Origin of the sequence: Occallatibacter savannae (assembly GCF_003131205.1) — a bacterium.
Classification (GTDB): Bacteria; Acidobacteriota; Terriglobia; order Terriglobales; family Acidobacteriaceae; genus Telmatobacter; species Telmatobacter savannae.
Genome location: NZ_QFFY01000002.1, coordinates 27,326 through 50,126, shown reverse-complemented (window position 1 = coordinate 50,126; position 22,801 = coordinate 27,326). Strand labels below are relative to the sequence as shown.

The 22,801-nt window shown below is 53.9% G+C and carries 15 protein-coding genes; 12 read left to right on the top strand and 3 right to left on the bottom strand.

Annotation, left to right across the window (positions count from 1 at the left end; all coding sequences use genetic code 11):
• The 4 genes from DHV10_RS07755 (at position 1) to DHV10_RS07740 (ending at position 11,111) form a co-directional block, all read left to right on the top strand.
• On the top strand, positions 1-1,509 hold the full coding sequence (locus DHV10_RS07755; protein ID WP_204101365.1) for a hypothetical protein: 1,509 nt from the start codon (positions 1-3) through the stop codon (positions 1,507-1,509).
• Positions 1,506-6,887: a hypothetical protein gene (locus DHV10_RS07750; protein ID WP_109485795.1), complete on the top strand. Its 5,382-nt coding sequence runs from the start codon at positions 1,506-1,508 to the stop codon at positions 6,885-6,887. The genes DHV10_RS07755 and DHV10_RS07750 overlap by 4 nt, the downstream gene beginning before the upstream one ends.
• Positions 6,888-6,951: 64 nt before the next feature.
• On the top strand, positions 6,952-8,085 hold the full coding sequence (locus tag DHV10_RS07745) for a DUF362 domain-containing protein (protein WP_162601303.1): 1,134 nt from the start codon (positions 6,952-6,954) through the stop codon (positions 8,083-8,085).
• Between the two features lie 1,811 nt (positions 8,086-9,896).
• Complete coding sequence (locus DHV10_RS07740) at positions 9,897-11,111, top strand: heme-binding protein (protein WP_162601302.1); 1,215 nt, start codon at positions 9,897-9,899, stop codon at positions 11,109-11,111.
• Positions 11,112-11,782: 671 nt separating this feature from the next.
• Here DHV10_RS07740 and DHV10_RS07735 read toward each other — a convergent pair.
• Complete coding sequence (locus DHV10_RS07735; RefSeq protein WP_239461534.1) at positions 11,783-13,939, bottom strand: TRM11 family methyltransferase; 2,157 nt, start codon at positions 13,937-13,939, stop codon at positions 11,783-11,785.
• Between the two features lie 718 nt (positions 13,940-14,657).
• On the opposite strand from DHV10_RS07735, the gene DHV10_RS26985 reads away from it, so the two are divergent.
• Genes DHV10_RS26985 through DHV10_RS07725 form a run of 3 tightly spaced genes read left to right on the top strand, consistent with a single transcriptional unit; the run spans position 14,658 to position 16,175 of the window.
• The gene (locus DHV10_RS26985) at positions 14,658-14,867 is read left to right on the top strand and encodes a hypothetical protein (protein ID WP_162601300.1); all 210 of its coding nucleotides are present in this window, start codon (positions 14,658-14,660) and stop codon (positions 14,865-14,867) included.
• Positions 14,868-14,922: 55 nt separating this feature from the next.
• Positions 14,923-15,240 carry a hypothetical protein gene (locus tag DHV10_RS07730; RefSeq protein WP_109485791.1) on the top strand — a complete coding sequence of 106 codons (318 nt, stop codon included), beginning with the start codon at positions 14,923-14,925 and terminating at the stop codon, positions 15,238-15,240.
• A 53-nt stretch (positions 15,241-15,293) separates the two neighbouring features.
• Positions 15,294-16,175 (top strand): AbiJ-NTD4 domain-containing protein, encoded by an 882-nt coding sequence (locus DHV10_RS07725; protein ID WP_109485790.1) that lies wholly within the window; start codon positions 15,294-15,296, stop codon positions 16,173-16,175.
• 319 nt (positions 16,176-16,494) lie between these two features.
• Here DHV10_RS07725 and queE read toward each other — a convergent pair whose 3' ends face one another.
• Both queE and queC read right to left on the bottom strand, forming a co-directional pair.
• Positions 16,495-17,127 (bottom strand): 7-carboxy-7-deazaguanine synthase, encoded by a 633-nt coding sequence (gene queE, locus DHV10_RS07715; protein ID WP_109485788.1) that lies wholly within the window; start codon positions 17,125-17,127, stop codon positions 16,495-16,497.
• On the bottom strand, positions 17,124-17,834 hold the full coding sequence (gene queC, locus DHV10_RS07710) for a 7-cyano-7-deazaguanine synthase QueC (protein ID WP_109485787.1): 711 nt from the start codon (positions 17,832-17,834) through the stop codon (positions 17,124-17,126). The genes queE and queC overlap by 4 nt, the downstream gene beginning before the upstream one ends.
• Positions 17,835-17,940: 106 nt before the next feature.
• Here queC and queD point away from each other — a divergent pair, with 106 nt between their 5' ends.
• From queD to dbpB (DHV10_RS07685), 5 genes are all read left to right on the top strand, one after another.
• Entirely contained in the window at positions 17,941-18,327 is a 387-nt protein-coding gene (queD, locus tag DHV10_RS28195; RefSeq protein WP_275425899.1) for a 6-carboxytetrahydropterin synthase QueD, read from the top strand.
• Between the two features lie 93 nt (positions 18,328-18,420).
• Entirely contained in the window at positions 18,421-19,302 is an 882-nt protein-coding gene (locus tag DHV10_RS07700; RefSeq protein WP_109485786.1) for a hypothetical protein, read from the top strand.
• A complete protein-coding gene (gene dbpB, locus DHV10_RS07695; protein WP_109485785.1) occupies positions 19,295-20,431 on the top strand; it encodes a DGQHR domain-containing protein DpdB in 1,137 nt (378 codons plus the stop codon). The genes DHV10_RS07700 and dbpB (DHV10_RS07695) overlap by 8 nt, the downstream gene beginning before the upstream one ends.
• Positions 20,428-21,672: a tRNA-guanine transglycosylase DpdA gene (dpdA, locus tag DHV10_RS07690; RefSeq protein WP_204101363.1), complete on the top strand. Its 1,245-nt coding sequence runs from the start codon at positions 20,428-20,430 to the stop codon at positions 21,670-21,672. Before dbpB (DHV10_RS07695) ends, dpdA begins: the two co-directional genes overlap by 4 nt.
• Positions 21,669-22,796: a DGQHR domain-containing protein DpdB gene (gene dbpB, locus DHV10_RS07685; protein WP_109485784.1), complete on the top strand. Its 1,128-nt coding sequence runs from the start codon at positions 21,669-21,671 to the stop codon at positions 22,794-22,796. The genes dpdA and dbpB (DHV10_RS07685) overlap by 4 nt, the downstream gene beginning before the upstream one ends.
• Positions 22,797-22,801: the final 5 nt, after the last annotated feature.

Here is a 22,801-nt window from a genome sequence, read left to right as displayed (position 1 = left end):
TTGTCAAAATTCTACGAAGACCTGGACAAAGCACGCGCGAGACTAGCGCATAAACTTCCGGAGGCCGAGGAAGCGGTTTCGGTCCCGCTGGATAGCTCCCGCAAGTACGTTACAGAAGTTGATTTCAACGCCAAGCCTACGACGTTGAATGATCAGTTGTTTTATGACAAAGGAGCTTTGGCTGATTTGCAGACGGACAGTTCGCTGCCAACCAACGATCCCGCATACTATCAATTTCTGGACGAATTTCTCCGCGATTGGGCTAGTGGAACCGACACGCCGCACCGCATATTGAAGCAGATTCAGCAGACTCTAAGCCTGGAGAGCGCACGCGCACGCTTGCTGAGCATTGTTGACTTTTCCCGCTTGCGTGACGAACTCGATCACGCCATCAAGCAGCTTATCCCGCACTCTTCCGAGCTCAAATATGCTTTCGACTTCGCGTTGGACACAGAGGCTGTACAAAAGGCAAGCGTGGGTTTCTGCATTCCACAAGCGGGCTGCAAACTTACCATTACCAGCAAAACCAAGATCGATTTCGAAACCGGTAAAACCGAATTCCATTCCGTAGGAGACCTCGGGCCCTTCGACATAAAGCTTCTGGGCGCTATCGCCGACGCAATCACGTTGAAATTTGACGGTGTTCATTTTGAGTCGGTCGGGGGGCCTGTCAGGTGCGACGTCCACTTTCGCTCGGTCGTCATGGGGCCCATGTTCAAGTTTCTTGAGCAGCTGCAAAAGTTTTTGAGTCCCAAGAAAGGCTCGGGGTTTTATCTTGTGCCTCTTGCGGAAGGAGTGGGCATTGAAGCAGGCTACGGACTGAACCTGGGGACCATTTCTTTCGGCAATGTTTCCTTCGCCAATGTATCGCTGAACGCCGCAGCTCGCCTACCGTTCGACGCGCGACAGGCTACCTTTACCGCGGGCCTTTCGCGGCGGGATGCTCCTTTCACGATTTCCATAGCTCCGTATGGAGGAGCCGGTTTCTTCCTCATAGAGGCTTCCGCGCAGGGAGTGACTTCATTTGAAGCTTCCTTTGAATATGGAGGCGCAGCAGCCTTTTCTTACGGCCCACTGAGCGGTCAAGGAAGGGTGATGGTGGGCGTTTATATTCGCATCGGTAAGCAGGGAAAGATCGCCGCTACGTTCTTTGCCGGAGGCGCGGCATCGCTCTGGATATTCTCCTTCTCCGCGTCGCTCTACATTACCGCTGAGTCAAATTCCGGGGAGAGCGCCATTGTTGGCACGGCTACCTTCACCTTTTCCTTTTCGATCGGGTTTATCGACTACGACTTTTCCGTAAAAGCGCAGCAACGTCTCGAGTGGGGTGGCAAGAAAGATGAGCATGCCTCACTGAGTCAGCCTCAAAGACCGCCCGGCTTTGAGCCAAACGATGCTACGCAGTTTGCGACATTGCGTGCGGATACGTGGTGCCAATCGGAACACTGGGGCCGGCATCTGGAACATTTTGATATGACACTAGCGCAGGATGAGGAGGTGTTTGTATGACGGCCTTGGCGGTTTCCGCAGCTAAGGTGATAGCAACTGGCTTCGCCGGCGACGGCCAGTTGCGGGCCACTGTCATTTTGACGCCGCCCACGAGCGCTGAAGATAATGGCCCCAGCATCTCGAAACTGCTGCAGGCCTGGCCGCTAGAGGTAATTCAGTGGCTGTGCTCACACGGCTACAACATCCTCTTGAAAGCCGGCGCTGAACCTCAGAGTCCATCCGAGAATAACAATCTCATCGCCCATGCCTCCGCTATGGCTTCCCTGTGGGGTTCCGACTGCAATCCCGCTTGGGTACAACGACTGTGGGAACAAATATTTTCCTGCGGTACCGACGGTTGGGGAGCGCTCGCCGCGGTGCTAAGGGAGGCTACTTCTCAAGGCGATAGCACGGCACCCATGCCGGATCACGTGAAAGGCGTGCCGCAGACCGACTTGTCCCTCGCTCTCGAGTGCAACCGCGCCTTGGAACTCTGCAATTCTGTGAAAGCAGTCAGCGAAAAGCTACGGTGTAAGCGAGTAGAGGCAAGACAGGAGGAGATAAAATACCTCCCTTTGCCGAGTGTGTCATCGGATTCAAACCCTAGTACACAGGATATTGAGTGTGAGAGCAGCCTCCATGCGAAGGATTATGCCCTTCGAGACAGTCTGGCCGCTCAAGTAGAGACTCTCATCAAGTGCTACCAGAGGGCGAATGCTCCGGATGAGAAGGAACCGACGTCGCCTCCTCCTCCTCCTTCCGCCACGGGGGGCGGCTCGGAAGTAAAGACCAGCCATCAAGTTCAGACCGTAGCCGATTTTCCAGAAGGGGAAAAGATCCGGCATATCTTTTACGCTCTCCAGTCTTCACCGACGCTTTCCCGGTTGTTTGGGCTGGTCATTGACGTCACTCTTCCAGCTTCTTCTCTGAAAGAGGCACCAGTTTTTTTCTACCTATCTGTGTGTTCGGAGGTGGACAAGCAAAATTCACCCTCAGCGGACAGCAACCAAAAGCTATCCTTCGACCCGAGCCATCCTGAGCTCCTGAAGGGCTTCTTACATCCGATCTATGTGCTCACCCAATACGACAAATCAGACTCTACATCTTTTTGGCCCGCGACGACGGAGGAATCGAAGGGCGCTTCTTCTCGCTGGCTTTATCGCGGTGTGGCCGTAAATACCGATTGGGTAATGGAAAAGAACAAAACGGTCAACAAGCCGCGTTTTGAGTTATCGAGTCTGGACGTGCGCCGTGCGGCCGAGGCTGCGATCGATCGCGAGTCGATCCTTCGGAGAGATATCGACGACAAGGATAAGGCAACTGATAGTGGAGGTCAGATTCGAGAGCTGCAGAATTGCGGGGCGCCACTTCCCGAAGGTGCCAGCGACGACGAAAAAAAGCACTGCGCGGATTTGCTCAGAACTAAAGGCGAAGATCTAACCTGCCGTCTCACCACGAAGCAACTCAGTGAACTGGTGTCGAAAACGGCGCTACGGCCAGCGGCTTTGGCCCGCAAGACCTACCACACCGGCGGTTTTACTCTCCTGGATCGTCACCGAGGCGATCAAGGTCAAGCTCAGCGACAGACTCGGGACAAGCATAAAAACGACGTTGCGAACAATTCCCCTATTGTTCTCTGCGCTAACGACCTGCTAACCGGTTACCGGGTGGACGTAGGCGTTCCCACAAAGGCAGAGGCGAACCTCTGCAAGGCGGAAGGGAGTTATCAGTGGCGGTGTCTCATGGCGAGGCGAGTGGTCTATGGCAATCATGGCCACGCCAGCCAGATCGACCGCGTGGCTCCACGTCTTTTTATCGAAGGTCCCGCCAGCTGTGATCCTGAGATGGGCTGGCGAACATGCCTAGAAGATGGGTATCACGGCCTCACCGCCCGGGTGATCAAAAAGACGGCAACGGCTCATGCCGAGGAAGCACTCTTCGCGTGGGCCGCGGAACCCATGGGAGCCCCCACCTCGGGCACAAGGGACGATAAGGTGACGCTCGATCCCATCGGTTGTGGCCGTTTGATCATCGCACCCTCTGCGACGAGCGACGCTCCTCGCCGGATACCGCCGCTACGTTTCGGGAGCCGCTACGTCTTTGCGCTCAGGGCGGTCTTTCCCGGAGGAATATCCCTACCTCTGGCGGTCGCCAGAAAATTCTATAACCGATCCTGCGCGCAGCCGGTCGCCCTGATACCGGCCTGCGTTCCGTCGTGTAGTTCGCTTACGCCGGTCCGCCGCTTTCTGCGCCATGAGCGCATCGACGCCCCATGGCTGCTACTTCCCGAAGAGGTGGCCATGCGACGCCATGGCCCCATGGGTTATGAGAGCGCAGCGCACGCCATCGTCCGCAGGGTTTTCGGCGAAGTGCATGAGCGAGAGCAGCCTACGTTTACCCAACGAATCTTCGTCGCGCCGGGGGTTAGTCATGCTTTGGCGGCCATGCACGGCGTGTTCGATCAATTCCACGGAGCATATCCGCCGGAGGGTTTAAGCGCATCGCATTTCGGGCCCTCGGGTGTTCGCCGCGATCCGCTCCGTGGCGGATTCCCCATGATTGTTACTGATCACATCACCGGCATCAACGGGTATCCCTATCCCGCCGGCCGGCATACCGCTGCCAGCGCCCTGGGCGACGCGGCGGAAGCGGGAGACATGCTTTACTCCTTCGCACCTCACGCTAAGCCAAACCGCGGCAATCGTGATTATGTCAGTTACTATCCCGATCCCGCGGCTTGCGCATTTGTTATCGGCGTTCGGTTTGCCGGCACCGATACCTACCTGAAGGGCCGCGAGCGCGTCATCGATGCCCTGGCTGGTGGCTATCGTTTTCCAGACACGCGGCCGCTGCTGCTCACAGTGGCGCGGACCACGCAAGACAAGCCTCGCACTAGAACACCCCTTCTGGAGGAGATCGTCAGTGTGCCGGGCGATACCCAGTACCACGCGCACCGGCCTTCGGGCGCGGGACACGTCCCCGGGGCTGTTGAGGCGTTAGTGTTGCTTGCGCCCGGGGATGACTTCGAAATAGACGTCTGGTGCATTCCTTCTAAGGAGACACTCGCGAACCGTTTGGCGCTGCTTGAATCGCTGTCGGCTTTATGCCTTCAGGCCGGAGCAGCTAGCGATTCTGCTTGCCAAGCGGGCGCCGATTTGAAATCCGCATTTCTCGCTGGAGTGCAAAGTTTGTTGCCGTCTATGCACGATGCAGTGGTCGCCAATCTTGCGAAGGTCTTCCTAAACCAGGCTGACGAGGCTGCCGATTGGAAGCAGGCTGCCATTGGCCCGGCTGGCCTTACCATCCCGGGACCTAAGGTCCGTCAGGCTCTGGGAACGGCTTTATTTGATTTTCTCACTCAATATCCGCTCGACGAGATCGCTGCGGTCCGTACGCTGCGTGCTAGCCACGCGACCGATCGGCCCTTCCTCCAGCCGCGCCTTTTGGACGAAGGTCCTGGCATGGAGGTATGTCTCAAGCGCACGCCGGGAGTCACCGCGAACACGTATCCGTGGACTCCTCAGGGCAAGGTGGATTTCGACTGGTCCACGACTTCGTCGCTCGAGTTGACGGCAGCCATGGCGTCCCCGACCTCCGACCGGCTGGATGACGTTCGTCGCGGGCGTAGTCTGTTGCAGCGCAGGCATGGCTTGTGGCCCAAGGATATTCACGGCAATGCCCTGTCGCCCTCAAGAGTGTACGGCTTTCATGTGGACGCCAGTGGTGAAGTAACCCTTTGCAAAACCGAAGGTGTTGCCCTGTATCGCCTCGATGATATTCCCGTGCTCGATCGCGAGCGCTTCGAGAAGGATCAAGGCATGAGCTCCGAGCTCAGCCTGAGTGCACGATTCCAGTCGAGTAGTGAGCCAAGTGGAGCGGCCTGGGTAGGAACGGGCAAATACACTTTTCAGTTCACCGATGGCCTCGCCCGTCAACTGCTCCTATCTGTCAAAGCCTATGCGCGCCACCGCGATCGCATGCGCACGGCAGACCCCGATGCGCACAATGGCAAATGGCTGCACCAGGGCAAACCGCTCACCCCGGAGCAGGGAAGCCTCAGCAGCAAGGACTCCGTCCCAGTGTGGCTCCCTTCAAGCGTGCGTCCGGCCGAGCCGGCGACCCGCACCCCCTTTCCGCTTTTCCGGTTGTCACAGGAGCCCAAAGAGCATCCCTGCGCACCTCGCGGGAAAAAGCCGGTGAAGGCCGGCAACCGGCTTAGCAGAACGGTCATTATTCGTATCCCGATATCCCGGCCTTGGTTCTCTTCGGGCGAGGATGAACGTCTGGGCATCGTTCTCTGGCCGCCGCAAATCTTCGACCACGCTAAAGAAGATTTAGAACGGAACTATATCTGGTTGAAAACGCCGCCCCAAGACAGGTCTGGAGCCGGAAGCGATCGAAGGTGGCTCAAGGTAGAGGACTTTCGCGATGAAGACTTAGGCCCCGGAGGAAAATTTATCACCCGTTGGGGAGGAGATCCGACGCGCCTTCCAGCCGAGCACTTGGAAGACGAAGCTCGACCCACAAACACGCGCACGACGCCTTCGCTCATACCTCCGGAAGCTTTTCTCGATCTCTATCAGCCATCCGAGACCGGATTTATACCTGAAAAAATTTCCAATGTGCTCATGCCGATTCGCGCTGACGAGGACAGCCATCCATCGCCCAAATCGAGACCGTCCCAAAACGACGCTGTTATCCAAACCCTCGCCGTTTCATTGCTGACTTACCGACCGAAATTCGATATTTCGGAGGAGCAGTGGTACGTCGACACGGCCATCGAACATCCTTTTGAAGCCGAACCTTTTGTCCGGCTTGGTTTGGTTCGATACCAGCCCCATGCGGAAGAGCCGCTACGGGTCTCCTACCCGGTGGTGCAGTGGACTCAACTGCTGCCTCGCCGAACAGTAGAAGTTCAGAGATCCGGTCGCACGGTTACGGTTCAAATTGAGGGACTGGCAACCGCACCTAGTCAGTCCGAGCTGGACAAAACGCTCCGGGACAAACCCCGTGGGCTATTAGAAGATGCAGAGGAAAGCTTTCCTGTGAGCCAAATGGTTGCCCGCATCGTTCGCGAAGAAAAATGTCTGGTTGGTGTGCCGACTCGGATACTGGAATACGAGCAGGCGTTTAAGGAAAGCGAAATCCAGTACACCCAACACGGACCTGGCAGATACCAGGCAGTGTGGTGCAAAAAAATGGATCTTGAGCGCTTTGACTCCAGGTTGGGCAAGTATTACGTCATTGTGGAGGAACGCGATATGCGGCTGCCTGCCACCTATCCGAATGAACCCGTTAGTCCCGCGCAAGCCAGGGGGAAGACCGAAAGTGGAGGTGTCGACGCCAGCCTGCTTGTACAGTCGGGAATTCGTTTCTCGGTGAAGATGCTGCTTAAGTAGTCAGCAAGCAACTGGAGCGCTAAGCCAAAGAAGTGAGGCCGATCCGGATATGAACCGACGTGTGATGATTTCCCTCACCACTGCGCGCATGCTGTCTGAGCTGTGCCCCCCGAAGCTGAAACGGTCAGTGAATGACCGAGTAGCTTTGGTTTCGTGCAGTGATTACGGTCAGTTCGAACAACAGCTAGGAACGGCCCTCGATTCTATTGGCGACGTAAAAAAGTTGGTGCACGGGAAGACTGTTGCTGTAAAAGTCAACCTCGCGGGCGATCCGCGTGTCTGGCCGTCCGCAGTTCCGGGTGGGGAAGTCTTCAGAACGAATCCACAAAGTGTGCGAGCTACGATCTCTCTCCTCGTCAAGGCAGGAGCACGTCGCATCCGCATACTTGAGAGCTTTTTCCCTGCCAGTCAGGAACACTCGCTCTGGGCTCGCTACCACCTCAGAACCGATCAGATACACCACAAAGGCGTCCCCATAATATGGGAGAACATTCAAAACCTCGGCAATCATAAACATTACGTGCGTCGCAAGCCATGTAATCCGCTCGTGTATCCTGCTTATCATTTAAGTCCGGCCCTGTTTCAATGCGATGTTTATGTCTCTATGGCCAAGCTCAAACAACATTGGCTCGCCGGTGTAACCATGAGCATGAAGAACAACTTCGGCATAACGCCCTGTTCGCTGTATGGTGGGGACTGCGGCCGGGACGGGAACGAGCAGCCAAGAAAAGAGCGTGCCGACGTACTGCACAACGGGATCATCCCCGTGCCTGCCGGCGTCGATGCCGAACTGGATCCCAACTCGCCTCGCGATCCGGGATTTCGGGTGCCGCGGATTGTGGTCGATCTTCTCCAGGTCCGGCCAATCGATCTGGCGATAGTGGATGGTGTCGATACCTTGAGCGGAGGCGAAGGCCCATGGATTCCCGGCATACAGCAAGTTCATCCGGGCATAATCATCGTCGGTCGCAACGCAGTAAATACTGATGCTGTCGGTACGGCCGTCTTGGGCTACGATCCCCTGTCGGAACGCGGTGAACCTCCATTTGTCCGGAGCGATAATACCCTTCGACTCGCGGATGAGGCCCTCCTTGGAACCTGCGATGTGCGAAAGATCGACCTGGTCGGACTCACCCTCGATGATGCCCGCACGAAAATTAGAATTGGCCAGGGGGAGGGCCGCAGGATGGTGACATAAACCCGCGCAAACCCGAAGCCACCCAGGTTAACGATTATCCGAAGGCGTGCGCCTTCGTTCGAATTTGTCCGGTCGGTTCTCGATGGTTTCGTTGCAGGAAGTGAAGACACACCGAATCCGATCGATGCGCAAAGCGGAGTATCTAAGCTCCGCTTTGGTCGCATCGTACTGCCACTGAGTACGGCTTCGACTGCGAATTAAGGGAGGATCGATTTGTGAATGTCGGAAACCAAACCTCGCCCCGTTTGCGTTTCCAGCGCATTGTGCCTCAGACTGTGAACGATCTTTCTAATCCGGCCAACGGGAAAGCGGGAACGCCGTCGAATTTCGTATCGTTTACGCGATTCCCTATCCCGAAATTTCCAAGAAATGACGAAATGAAGGGAGTTGGTTAAGATCGGTCCAAGCCGGAATGCACGTTTTGTCTCATCGGCTAATTGAGATTTTTTCCAAATGTCTCAATAAGCAAACTGAGCAATTCAACGTCCCGTTGACCCAATGTGCTGCACCTTCGCATTTCTTTGCAATCGATCGCCCCTAACGAGTTCAGCTGGCATTCCAGTCGCACGCCGCAGTTGGAAGCAGGCGTTCCGAATGGATTCGTCCGCCGCGCTATCTACTTCTGGACTTCTGGAAGCCGGCAGTAAGTTGAAATACTCATTAGACTCGCAATCAAATTCGGTGTTGTTCTCGATAATCGACACTCTCCATCGAACGGCTCCAATTCGCCAGTGAATGGCGCATATCTCTGGATTCCCGGCTTTCAGGGATGGCATCTGTGTACGTTTTAACGGGACGGAATCTCGATAGCTGAAAGATATATTCGCAGGTGAAAAGCCCACCGTTTCGAGTCAAGCAACCGCAAAGGCTCTATCCTGCGATAGCTACCTGCTCACGACCCTTCCGTACGGGGGAAGAGGTCGTGATGAATCTTACCTTTTCCGAAAGCAATCACCTATCGAACGTGACACAACGCGACCAGGCCAGCGTCGTGATTGCCGAGGGCGAACGCAGACTCATCGATTCATCCGCTTGATCTTCGAGCGAGTGATAGCTGGCGTGGCGAGCCAGTCTGGGAAGGCCGCGATCAGGGTCCAGTCCCGCCTTAAATCGGTCCGACAAAAGCCCGGAAAAAGCAAAGAAACCGCCACCTAAGCCTCACAAAAAGGATCGGCTGGAGGGCTATTCTGAGTTTGTCGTTTAGCCAGAGCATCGCCGTTCGGGACCCTGTCGTCGTTGGTTTGAAGGACCGATGACAGTCCACTTCGACTAAGCGTGAAAACCCGAAAAAGTGATCTTCACAAGAGTTCTGTGTCACCGTCTACAGAAACAGCCACCCCGAGCCGAGTATCGAGTGAGACAGTCAGGACACAACTCTCCAGCTTGAGGTATGCGAAGCTTTTGAAGATCAACCTCGCCGATCTGCCACAGCTGATACAACTGAAAATCACTCAGCCTGTCTAACTGACGATTGCTATTCTCTAAACGAAGTATACGAACGACTTCCAACTCCTCCGGATTCAGCTTTTTGGGGACAATATACATCTACGTGTTCCTTCGCGCAGCTATTGGCGATGTCGCCAGTCAGATCTAGCAGGTTCGACCTCTGGCACGCGCAGCTACTAACGATGCGATGACCCCCGGCGACTCAAGGGATGCTTCCACAGATTTTCTGGAAACGCTCTTGTGGTTCATATCACTAGCTATTCAAGTTCGGTCGCCATCGCTCAGGAGTAGTCGGGTCAATACACGCGTCGCGACGAGTGCCCGGACAAACCTCACTCAAAACCTGCGATGGGAAAGGAGTGCCTATGGCACGCATATCAAGCACACGTATAGCCCCGGACAGTGGGACTGTCCTGAAGCAGCTTGGATTGTTGGGTGAACTGGTGGGGAACTGGAAGGGACATGGATTCAACCTGATCGCACGTCCCGACTTCCACGATAACACCGATCTTTACCTGCAACTAAATCAAACCCGCGAGACGCTGAAATTCGAAGCGATTGGCTCACCGATTCCGAACCGTGGATTCGGCCAAGACGATATCGAACTGTTTGGGCTGACCTACCTGCAACAGATCGCGGACGCCGGGAAAGACGGGGCGCTCCATATCGAGCCCGGAATTTGGATTACTCAGCCAAACACGAGCTTTCCGCCGGAGAGTGTACCAGAGCCCCAGCAACTGGTCGCGAGAATGGGTACGATTCCTCATGGGAATTCTATCCTCGTAGAGGGGGTGGCAGCGCCTTTCGTGGGCAGTCCCGTTCTGAAATCGGGCGGCAGCCAGTACAGTTTTTCTCTGTTTCCCTCCTTCAACAGCACCCCATTCGGGGTGCAGCCGACTGCACCTGGGGCGGTGTTCAATGCAGCAGGTTCATCTGAGAAGTTGACCGCGCCAACTGTGCCCGCAACACCGTTTCCTCAGTACGACACGACGATCCCAATCGGGCCAATCCCTCCTGGTCCGCTGAATCCTCCGTTCACGCTAAATACCCGTACACCTTTCGACACGAACCCACCTGAGCCTCCGCTGCCAGCAAACATTAATGGTGTTCCGATTCAAGACGTCGTCAACGATCCCATCACGCTTCTACAGAAAGATGTTCAGGATCTGGTCAACCAGGGATACACGTTTGAAGGCGTCTCCTTGAACATCTCTACTGAAACGCCACTGACCTTCCTAACGAATCCCAACTCTGGGCCAGGCGGTCCCAAGACTACGGTGAATGTGCCCCAGTTTGGCGGTGGAATCGAAAACATCCAGTTCCTCGCCGGGGAATCTCAGAACATCGGTGGTACACAGAAGCCTGTCGAGAACGCGGACACAGCAATCGTGTACGCGACGTTCTGGATCGAAAAGGCGCACAACAAGAACACGGGCCACAGCTTTATCCAGTTGCAGTATGCGCAGATGGTGGTCCTGAACTTCCCGATCCTCCACCTGCTCAAAGGGACGCCGCCCACGTATGTCAATCTTGGCTGGCCCCACATCACCGTGGCGACTCTGAAGAAGAGCTTCAGCTAAAGCTGCGTGATTCAACCTTTACTTTTTGATACGGCCGGATAGTGGAGAGGTCCGGCCGTTCATTTTGAGAAGCTTTGAAGATGGCTCCTCCGATGGCTTTCGTCACACCTTTGCAATCATGTGCTTGGACCCTGATCGGAAGTGCGCTGCTCCCTGAGGCCTTAAGTACGTGCTTTCACGGCTTCCCGTATGGGGAAGCGGTGAAGCGCTCATCCCTGCAGAAGGACTGATGGAACCTAAAATCGCTAACTGATTTGGAGTACGCACAATTCGCACGGTGTTTGAGCCGGAACCGGAAGTGATGATCTCGAACTCAGCAAAACCGCCCGGCTACTGGACGATTTAGGACCCGGCTGTCCGTCTGGGCGAAGCGGAATGCCGCCGTGCCGAGTTCCGTCCGTCGAGTTTTCCACAGAGACTGGGAGGCGCAAAGGCCCTATACACTCCACCTCGAAATGGAACCCCAGCATTTGTGAATTGATCTTCGAGCCAAGACAATCTAGCTGAGTCGATGCCTGCCCAAGCCCGCCAACCCTTGATGCTCTCCAATAAAAATGGAATCAGCGTTCTACGCTCTTCATCTGTTAGCTTATCCCATTCTTTGTAAGCGTCCGCGAGCCTCGGCCTTAGCTCAATGGAATCAGGACACATGGAAGTCCTCCTTCCTATTTTCACTGTAACGTAAGCCCCCCGGGTCCGCTTGTCAATTCTCTTGGAGGCGCTTGAGAATCCCTTCGGTACTCTGGTCGTTTTCTAAACCTGAAGTGCAGAATTGCTCTCCTCAAAGCTCTTTCTGACTCCCAGTAATAGGGAGCGACCGGAACCGTCTTGGTAATCTGCTCTGCCGACGTGATGATCTCTCGGCCTTCCTGTTCTGCAATCGTCACTACCTGATGCGTGATGAAGTCTTTGAGTATGAAAGCTGGCAGCCTTCTTCCCGTATGAGACCAATCTGGTAACGCTAACACCAGCTGTCCCCCGTCTTTCAGTGATTTCACGGCTGTCCTCAGGAATGTGCAGTAGATCTCGGCGAGAGCCTCTGGATCCTCCGTCGTATTAAACCCGTAAGGCGGGTCAGTAACTATCAGATCGAACTCCGTTCTTGGCCTCCATTTGAGGCAGTTCTTGCTCTTCACTCGCTTGAGAAGCTGATTTGAAAGGGACTTCAGTGCAGCTTCAGCGATCGATAAGCTCTCCGAATAGGCCCCCTGAAAGATCATTCGCCGGCCATCTGATTCCCCGCTTTCAGTCCTCTGACGAAGCCCGACCAGCTGCTTCAGTTCTTCTTGAAGTGTGCCGAGTTCCTGATGCAACGCCTTGTCGATCGTGTACGAACCGCTCGTAATTGCTGCCTCATAGCGCCTCGCGCCCTTTAGCTGCGTGTAGAAGAGAAGACGCACAAATGGAGACACTTCCCGAAGCGACTTCACGAGGGCTGGAGTCGATTCAGGAGACTTCGTTCTCCTCTCGAGCCATCTACTAAAGAGCTTCCTGGCCTCTCCGAATGCCATCCCTGGTTCTGACAAATCCCACTGTCTCGCATAGGCTGGCGAATCGTCCGAAGAGACCAAATAGTTTGCTACTTCTAGGACGAGCCCTTCATACTCTCTCAGTTTCTCTACGGATAACGAAAAAAAGTGGACATTGTCTTCAATCAGAAGAGGGCTGATGGGTTCATAGTCGAGCCCGCTGCAGATAATGTCGTCGCATTTACTCGCTTCCAAAAGCGTCGTCCCGCTTCCCACGAAACAATCGCAAACAAACAACGGGCCGGATCTTCGTGGCCAAAACGGTCTCGAGATATTGATCATCGCTCCCGCGAGTGTGTGAGGAAGCGTAGTATGGTCGAACCACGCCGGCTTGTCCTCATCGAACAGATGGAAAGGATTTTCATTGATGAACTCCTGATCGTAGCAAATTATGAAATGTCGATTACCCCTTAGCTGAGTATTGCCTTGTGGCTGCTCGTTCAATCTGGTGGAGTGGTCCATGATCAGAAAAAGTGCGTTCCTATGGGCAAAGTCACTAGACCTTCTTAGTCCGTTCAACAATCGGAAATCGTTATGATAGTCACCTGGACCCGGAATCTCCAGCCTTCCCTGAAATACCGATCTCATCTCCTCGATCACGTCCGCAATACGATCCTCCCCGAGGAAATATTTCTGAACCGAAAGCTTCACATCATCCAAGCCAAATTTTAGGCTTTCCCTCTGCTTGCGATCGAAATCAGTGAAATCCTCATTCGAGTAAGGACGAAAGAATACTCGCTTGCCTGCATACCTCTCGCCCAAGTACCCCTCGAGATTGGCGAAAAACTCATTTTTGGCTGCCTTGTAGACATTGCGGATGTACACATTTCGGCCGCATGAATGTATATATCCTGATTGGGAACAAACCGCTTTCAGATCGATCACCACTCCGGGTGGCAGATAAACAACGCAGGATCCATACATCACATCGATAACCGCCGCGTCACAGATCAGGTCTCCGTATTTGCTCTGCAGAGCCCGGGACTTTGTATTCCCTTCCGCAAGTACGACCTTTAGGCTCTGCGCGACGTGTACAAGGAAGTCCTTATACCCCTCGACCGAACGGAATGCGAGATCGCGTCCGCTGTCCAATCTGTACGACCGAAGCAGCGCTATCAATTCCGCGACCTGGATGTTGGTTACCCGTAGATTCTTTTTAAATAGGAACGAATATATTGTGCCCCGCTTACGAAACCACTCAGTGAAGAACTTGTCGCCTGGGAAGAGTGGTCCGTCCGACAGCTCCTTGTCATCGATAGCATCCTTAGCCCGCTTCGGAGACGTGACTAATTCAAGCACCTCCAATAATGTGCTTGAAACCGCGCGAGATTGAGATGATGCGTACTTGACCAACGCCATCCCTAGCCAGAAATGATTGAGTAGATTATTGTTGCCGATTTTCGTCCTATCACATCCACTTAGTCAAGTGCGCACACACACTGTACGACGCCCAGGCGGCCAGGGAGATCGCTCATGAACGCGGTCCTCTATCACTTCTGAGAGACTGAAAGACTCCTCCTTGCCCTTACATAGCGCACAATACGGGAATACACACAATGCTTCCCGTACGAGGAAGAGGTCAGTTTCGGCCTACTTCTAAGCGCTAGCCGATCATGAGCTGTAATCCACCGCGAGCGGAAACCATTAGTTTCCCGCTCGCTTTATAGACCCGCGATTTTCGGTAAATGCGGCAAATTCCAGTCATTGGTCCTGACCTGCGGTTCAACTGGAAGAGTACCTCAGCGGGAATGCACCCTCGAAAAATCAAGCGTGTTTCGGGAAGCCGCATAAGGCGTTAGAGCTTGCAATCATCGACTCGGCGGCTTGCAAGGTACCCTTGAACGGGCATTCTGAAGCTCAGAAGCAGCGATCGTACGGCACTGGGGAGAAGCACTCTTCCAGTAAGGCCTTCAGACAATGAGTTCCAGGTCCTGGGTCCGATAGCTAGGAGCAACTTTGTCAACGCTGCTCCGAGCTTGGCATAACAAGCTCTTACGCGGAGCATTGCTTCAGGGATGTGGCGAAACACAACCTTGCGCCGGTCGTTCGTGTCACGCACACGGTCTACCACGCCCGCTTTCTCCAGGCGGACCACATTGCAAATAAAATAGTTGCTCTAGATCCCAAAACCTACGATTGTTGCCGAGCGATCGGTCTCGGGCTTACCGCCGTTGCATGGATGGCGCTGGAGTTGACAACATCGCATACGTACGGCTATACGTATTGATATTCGTATCGATATTCGAATCCGCCACGAACTTTTGGAGAGGAAAGGAGAATCGATGTTTTACATTGAGCCCGCAAGGGTGGTCTCGCCGAAAGCCAATTGGCGTCTGGTCGACGTGGTCCTCGATCGGGGGCCCGGGGATTGCGCTTATGCCCTGGGCATGTGGGATAACACCCGCCGAGTCGGGTTCCGCTGGAATGGGACCAAGGCCAACCCACTCGGAAATCCCCAGAGTCGGGGACTGCCGACTTGGACGATGCTTGACCCGAAGCTTCACCGCTATGTTCTCCGGCTGGTCAAAAGAGAGAATCCCGGAAAGGCGCAGATTGTGCTGGCATTTTTCGGTAAGCCAATCGAGGAAGCCGAAGACTGAGATGGGCGGCTCCATGCGTTCTTCCTGCCCAGAGAGTTCAGAGAAGAAAATCGGTGAAGAAGCTTTTTACAGAGAGGCATGGCCTGGCGCTGCCAAGGATCGGCGAGCAACTGACTCCTGAGGCGGCAACCGCTTTGGTGGGGCTGGTCAACGCCCGCATCGACGAACACTGGTTTGGTGAACAGTTTCCGGACTGGTGCCCGGACGGCTCCGTCAACATCGGTTGCGACCCGCGAAAACTCGAAACTGCGCTCGCCGGGTACCGCGTCATCTGGCCCAAACACTGGCCCGATCAGCACGGCCACTTCCCAACTGACCTGCAGATCTTTGATCTTCTGGAATTTGGCTATGAGCACGTCGCGCTTCCCAGAGCCTATGAACATCACGGGTTCTTCCGTCACGATCATCTCGTCTACGACGCTGGAGCGGGGCGCGGAAAATTCGCCCACGACGTGAACCGCATCTTCGAGCGCCAGGGGCTGGCGTTTGAGATGAAAGAGGGTGAAATCGTTCGTCTCGCCCCGACCGGACTCCAGGAGGCTCTTGCCATCGCCATTTTTCGAACCGGCGATGCTGATCTGGATCGGCTGCTCGAAGTGTCACGGGAAAAGTTCCTCAATCGGGAACTCGCCGTCCGCAAGGAGGGACTGGAAAAGCTTTGGGACGCGTGGGAGAGGTTGAAGACGATGGAAGCGGGCAGGGACAAAAGGGCGCAGGCATCGGCCCTCCTCGATCGTGCCGCCGCCGAGCCGGTTCTTCGAGAACGACTGGAGTCCGAGGCCAAAGAGCTCACTTTTCTCGGAAATAACCTGATGATCCGCCACACCGAGATAGGAAAGCCGGCCATCGCCGAATCGACTCAGGTCGACTACTTGTTTCATCGCATGTTTGCGATGATCCGCTTGCTCTTGAAATCGAGCCAACGCGGAGGTTAGAGGCACAAAGGCATGACAATCGAATAAGACCGAAAGAAAGGATCAAGACCTGAGTGCCTGAGCGTCGAATCGTGGGGACGCGCCACAGCCGACGAGATGCGGAGTTTGGTCGAGGCCTTTGCATCTGCGGATTTGCAAGCAATCCACAAGCGAGAGAAGGATATTCAGATTGGGAGTTGCCAATTGAGGCAGCACACCAGTGGCATGGACAAATGGCCGCACGACGAAAATGGAGGTATCGTAAGAATCGACAGCAAAGCGATTACTGCTCAGATTAGAGATAACTGGATAGCCATTCTCGCATGGTGAACTGAGAGAGTTACCGGATGCCGACAAACTTGTGCGTTTGGAGACTCAATCTCCACTTCGGATGTGATTTGCAGAAATCTATCGCATCTGCTACGGCTTGTTCACGATTGGGTCCGTCCATTGGTTGGACGAAGAAGTGATCGAATCTTAGTGCATCGTATTCAGTCGGGTCCACTGCTTGCGGGAAAACAACCTTCAGTTCATCTCCGCCTTTCACTTTCAGCTTGCTACCCGCCTTAGGACTGACGCATAACCAGTCAATTCCCATCGGAACAGACACGGTTCCATTTGTCTCAACCGCTACTTGAAACCCTTCTTGGTGAAGTGCATCAATGAGGCCTGGGTCGAGTTGGAGTAGTGGCTCACCACCGGTGCAAACAACAAACCGGCGATTGAGATTGTTGCTGGGCCAATGACTGCCGATCTCGGTTACGAGCGAAGCGGGCGAGTCGAATTTGCCACCTCCCGTTCCATCTATACCCACAAAGTCCGTGTCGCAGAATTGACATATCGCTCGCGATCGATCAGCTTCGCGCCCGCTCCAGAGGTTACATCCGGAGAAGCGGCAAAACACTGCCGGACGACCAGTATGGTATCCCTCTCCCTGCAACGTATAGAAGATCTCCTTAACCGCGTAACTCACGACGCCACAGTCTCCGCATAAACGGCGGGATCTGAATGGGACACCTCTTGAAATCCTTTAAGTCGTAATTGACATGAATCGCACATTCCGCATGCGACTCCGGATGAGGAGGGATCGTAGCAGGTGAGCGTCTTCCGATAATCCACACCGAGCGAAAGTCCGGTCGCTATGATCTCGTGTTTCGACATAGCGATTAAAGGTGCATGGACCCGTAACTGCGCACCTTCAGTGCCGATCTTCGTGCCGAGATTCGCCATTTTCTCAAACGCTCGGATGAAATCTGGACGACAGTCGGGATACCCGCTGTAATCGAGGGCATTGACTCCAATGAATATATCGGTGCATTTCAGGGTTTCAGCCCAAGCAAGCGCGAGCGCTAGAAAAACCGTATTCCGCGCGGGCACGTATGTGGCAGGAATGCCCTGGCCCATTGCAGCTATGGTGCGCCCCTTCGGAATTGGATCACTCGAGGTCAAAGCAGACCCTCCGAACGTTCGCAAATCGACCCGACTGATGAGGTGAGCGGCAACTTCGAAATCTCGAGCGATCGCTGCAGCGCATTCCAGTTCAATCCTGTGGTTTTGTCCGTAATCAAAGCTCAAAGCGTACAGGTCGTATCGCTGACTCTTTGCTATCGCAAGCACAGTCGTTGAATCCAACCCTCCACTTAGGAGTACAACTGCCTTTTTCCGGTCTGGCGAATCCATCTGCTACCACCTCCAACGGAACTATCCTGTAATTTCTGCGGATACTCGTCAACGGAAATTACGTTTCAAACAATTTACTCGCATTCGTGTATTTACGTCGAGTAAAATGCACCTCGTAATGGAAATTTTCAAGGAGTTCACATTTGAAGCGGCTCATCGCCTGCCGAGAGTCCCGGAAGGGCACAAGTGCGGGAGACTACATGGGCATTCGTTTCGAGCGGAGATTCACATCGCCGGCCCGGTTGATCCAGAAGCAGGCTGGATCATGGACTTCGGAGAGATAAAAACGGCATTCGAACCGATCCTCAGGCGTCTTGACCACTATTACCTCAATGAAATTGAGGGACTCGAGAATCCCACGAGCGAGGTCTTGGCACGGTGGATCTGGAATTCACTCGAACCATCATTGCCAGGGCTGTGCCGAGTTGTGATTCGTGAGACGTGTACTAGCGGTGCTGCATATTCAGGTAGGGGAGACAAGTTCGCAATTTAGCGAGTGACTCGTATGGACAAAAGTCGTAGGAGAACCGTCAACGTAGTAGTCACGTGCACCGCTAGGAAGAGTGCATCTGCAAGCGCTCAGTTGATGGTTCGGAATCTTCCTTACACGGGTGACATCTCGACAAAATGTGAACTGTGGAAGGAGCGCCTACTCTCGGTCGGTTCAGACAAAAGGCTACCTGCTTTTGATCTCTACCAAGGCGACTATTGGGCCAATATTCGCCGAATGGTTGGTGCAGTGCAGACCAAATCATGTATCGATGTGAGGCTGTGGATCGCGTCAGCAGGATGCGGCCTGATCTGCCCCTCTACTTTGATCCCACCATACTCAGCCACTTTTGCGCCGTACGGTGCTGACACTGTCTCATCCGAGATTGGTGAACTAAGGCAATGGTGGAAACTTCTGAGTTCCATCCGAATCGGCAACGAAGCACACAGATCGATCTCGGGACTCGCGTCAGAGGATCCAGAGTCACTGTTGCTGGTCACAGGTTCTCCGGCGTACCTGCAGGCTATGGCTGATGACTTGCAGCAAGCAGTATCCAAAATTCGACATGGTGCGAACCTCACTATCTTATGCCGTCGCGGAGCACTCCCGGGCGAATTGGAACAGTTCAAAGTTCATCTTACCGCCAATATGAGATCTGTCGTTGGAGGCGCTCTTATATCGCTGAGTGCTCGAGTTCTTGCGTGGCTTGTTTGCAATCATCCCTTGGCTTTGAACAGGCCCGGAATAGAGACTGCGCTTCGCCAACTCAATATGGACAGCGGGGAGTTTGTGGTGCCGAAAAGAAAGAGAGCGACCGACGAGGAAATCAAAGATTTCATTTCTGATCGAATTGAAGAGGACATCAGAGTTTCGAGATCGTCAGTTCTTACAGCTTTCAGACGCTCAGGTAATGCAGCAGAGGAGAAGCGATTCCAAATGTTATTCCGCGAAGTTAAGGAGAAAGTGAACGTTGCCTAAACAAAAGCGCTACGTCACCCGACGTGCAATCAGATTGGCCCAGAGCGCGAAACACCCTTTGTACATGTTCGCACTCACCGGGGCCGAAATTCTGCAGGTGGCGGACATTTCTCGCCTGTCTCGAGCCGACGATGGAAAACTGATTGGCTATCAAAGGCCGGAAGTCAAGAAGCATATTCAGGACATCGTGGATTACCTGGAGACAGATGCGGGACTGTTTCCAAATTCCATTATCCTTGCGCTGTCATCGAGAGTGAAGTTTCGCGCCAGCAGAGGACCTAAAGTCGCCGATGGACTTGCAGATGCAGGCGAAATTGAAATTGAGATTCCGCGCGACGGGGAGCAGCGTCCCGGCTGGATTGTCGATGGACAGCAACGAGCCCTAGCAATCTCAAAGTCGAAGCGTAAGGAGATGATGTTCCCTGTGAATGCATTCATCGCGGATGATGTCGAGATCCAACGTGACCAGTTCTTGCGAGTAAATAACACAAAACCGCTACCACGAGGACTGATCACAGAGTTGTTGCCTGAAGTGTCGTCCTCCTTACCATCCAGCTTGGAGGCAAGAAAGATTCCATCCGCATTATGTGATCTCCTAAACACGCAGGAGGATTCTCCATTCAAGGGCCTCATTATCCGCACCTCAACTCCTGCAGGGGAGCGGAAGTCCGCAGTTGTGACAGACACTTCGATCGTGAAGATGCTGCAGGAAAGTTTAACAACTCCCTCGGGCTGCCTTTTTCCTTATCGAAATATTGCGACAGGTCAATCGGATACTGACCTGATTTGGACGATTGTTTTGACCTATTGGAAAGCCGTTCGAAATTCGTTTCCGGACGCTTGGGGTAAGGCTCCTGCCAGGAGTCGATTGATGCATGGTGCAGGAATTCGATCTATGGGAAGGGTTATGGATCGTGTGATGCCCTCGATCGACGTCAGAGATTCGAAAGCGGTTCAAAGAGTCGAAAGGGAAATTGCATGCCTCGTTCCGATATGTCACTGGACATCTGGCCGATGGGACGGACTTGGTGATATTGAATGGAACGAGGTTCAAAACGTTCCCCGACATATTCGGGTTTTATCGAACTTCCTGGTCCGCGCGTACGTCCAGAAGGGGCGAGGAGCATGAAATTCTTCTTCCCCGACAGTCAAGACCAGATCGATCCCAGTTTCGATTTCGAAACCGAAGGTAGAACGCGCCTCAGATTGCGACACAGAGAGGACTTGTATGCTCACGAGGCCTTCTCGAAAGCGCCATTCGACGGAGTTCTAGTTTCCAAAGCAGTTTTGCAAGCGGGACGTTATAGTTTGGCGCAAAAGCAGAGGATGATGCGTTCTGGCGTGCGAGAGTTTTTTCGCATCTCGGATCCTAATCTCCTTACGATGGGTGACTGTGGCGCGTTTGCGTATGTGCGCGAGGAGAAGCCTCCATACTCAGTGGAGGAAGTTGTCGATTATTACCAGGCGATGGGGTTTGATTTTGGGATGTCAGTCGATCATATAATTTTTGGCTACGATCCAACTGAAACGCGAGTTAATCCGGACTGGCATGATCGCCAAGAACTGACCACATCCCTCGCGAAAGATTTCATGCGCGAGCACCTCAGAAGTGGATCTCGATTTACCCCGATTGGGGTGGCCCAGGGCTGGAGTCCGCGCTCTTATGCGCATGCAGTCCAAGAGCTTCAAAACATAGGCTATACCTACATTGCCCTCGGCGGGATGGTTGGCCTGAGGACGCGGGACATTCTCACTTGTCTAAGCGCGATCCGGGAGATCCTGCGAGCGGGTGTCCGGCTGCATATTCTGGGGGTAACTCGGTTAGACAGCATGCAAGATTTTGCAGATCTTGGGGTCGCTAGCATCGACAGCACCTCACCATTAAGACAGGCGTTCAAGGATGAGCGGGACAACTATCACACAGAGGACAGAACTTACACCGCAATTCGTGTTCCCCAGGTAGACGCGAACCCGCAACTCTTGCGAAAAATCAAATCCGGGAAGGTGAATCAAGGAGAGGCGAGGCGCCTGGAACGAAATTGCTTGCTCCGCTTAAATGAATTCGAACGCGGAGAATGCAGCGTATCGCAGGCTCTCGAAGCGATATTGGATTACGAGGCGCTATACAGTGTTGGACGGAGCTTCGAGAACGCTTATCGGGAGGTCCTCGCGGACACACCATGGAAGCGATGCCCATGCGATATTTGCAAGTCAATCGGGATCCACGCGATTGTCTTTCGAGGAGCAGAGCGAAATCGACGCCGAGGCTTTCATAATCTTTACATTTTTTATCAGAAGCTCCAAGCCAAGAGGGTCCCGCAACCTGCCTTGATTACTGCGTTGGAGCAGGAAGAAGTTGCAACGGCATGAAATCCGCTAACGAACTCGTATTGCCCGCCGTTGAAGTCAAACAAGGTGAAGGACGCGTACTTTATGCCTTCGCCGTAGATGGAAAGACTCTACCAAAATTCGCCGCGATTTCGAGAATCGCACGAACAAATCAATTGGCTGTGGACGGGTACCAGCGACCTGAGGTTCTGTCTCATATCACAGAGATTCGGAAGTACATCGAATCAGAGTCGCCTCTAATTCCTAACGCTGTGGTTCTCGCCTTCGACAAGAGGATCGAGTTCATCGCAAATGGTACAAGCAAAGACAGCTTCAGTCGAGGCGGACACCTCAAAGTACCCATGCAATCCGACTGGTCAGAACACGAAAAGCCAGCTTGGGTCGTCGATGGGCAGCAGCGCATAGCCGCTATTCGGGAAGCGAGGGTCGAATCATTCCCAATCTGTGTTGTCGCGTTTGTGGCCCAGGATGTTGAGCAACAAAGAGAGCAATTCATTCTGGTCAACTCTACAAAGCCGCTGTCAAAGGCTCTGATTTACGAACTCTTGCCGACGACCCAAATGCTTCTTCCGGAACTGCTTGAGAAGAGGCGCTTCCCATCGATGCTCCTCAATAGACTCAATTATGACCCCGATTCACCTCTGCGACTCAAGATCAAGACCGCTACGAACCCGGACGGAGTCATACAAGACAATTCAATTCTTAAGATGCTTGAGCATAGTCTCAGTGACGGGGCGCTGTATCGTTTCCGCGAACAAGATGGCGGCGGCGATGCGGAAGCGATGCTAAGTCTCTTGAAAGCATATTGGTCAGCGGTAACCGCGGTGTTTCGGGATGCGTGGGAGCTGCCGCCTAACCGCTCTCGACTGGTTCATGGCGCCGGGATCATTGGCATGGGATTCATTATGGACGCTATTGCGGATCGGCACCATCGCGAAGCATCGGTGACACTCGAACAATTCCGGCAGGATCTCGAGGGCATAGAACCATTCTGCCGATGGACTAGTGGTTTCTGGGACTTCGGCGGAAATGTGACGCGCAAGTGGAATGAAATCCAAAACACAACGAAAGACATCCGACTGCTTGCGAACTATTTACTCCTACAATACCGAACCTCAGTTTGGCACCGAAAGACTGCAAGGTAGTTTGT

Coding starts and splice junctions, on each gene's coding strand:
- DHV10_RS07750 (WP_109485795.1), top strand. CDS start 1,506: ATGACGGCCTTGGCGGTTTCCGCAGCTAAGGTGATAGCAACTGGCTTC.
- DHV10_RS07745 (WP_162601303.1), top strand. CDS start 6,952: ATGATTTCCCTCACCACTGCGCGCATGCTGTCTGAGCTGTGCCCCCCG.
- DHV10_RS07740 (WP_162601302.1), top strand. CDS start 9,897: ATGGCACGCATATCAAGCACACGTATAGCCCCGGACAGTGGGACTGTC.
- DHV10_RS07730 (WP_109485791.1), top strand. CDS start 14,923: ATGTTTTACATTGAGCCCGCAAGGGTGGTCTCGCCGAAAGCCAATTGG.
- queC (WP_109485787.1), bottom strand. CDS start 17,834: ATGGATTCGCCAGACCGGAAAAAGGCAGTTGTACTCCTAAGTGGAGGG.
- queD (WP_275425899.1), top strand. CDS start 17,941: ATGCACCTCGTAATGGAAATTTTCAAGGAGTTCACATTTGAAGCGGCT.
- DHV10_RS07700 (WP_109485786.1), top strand. CDS start 18,421: ATGGTTCGGAATCTTCCTTACACGGGTGACATCTCGACAAAATGTGAA.
- dpdA (WP_204101363.1), top strand. CDS start 20,428: ATGAAATTCTTCTTCCCCGACAGTCAAGACCAGATCGATCCCAGTTTC.
- dbpB (WP_109485784.1), top strand. CDS start 21,669: ATGAAATCCGCTAACGAACTCGTATTGCCCGCCGTTGAAGTCAAACAA.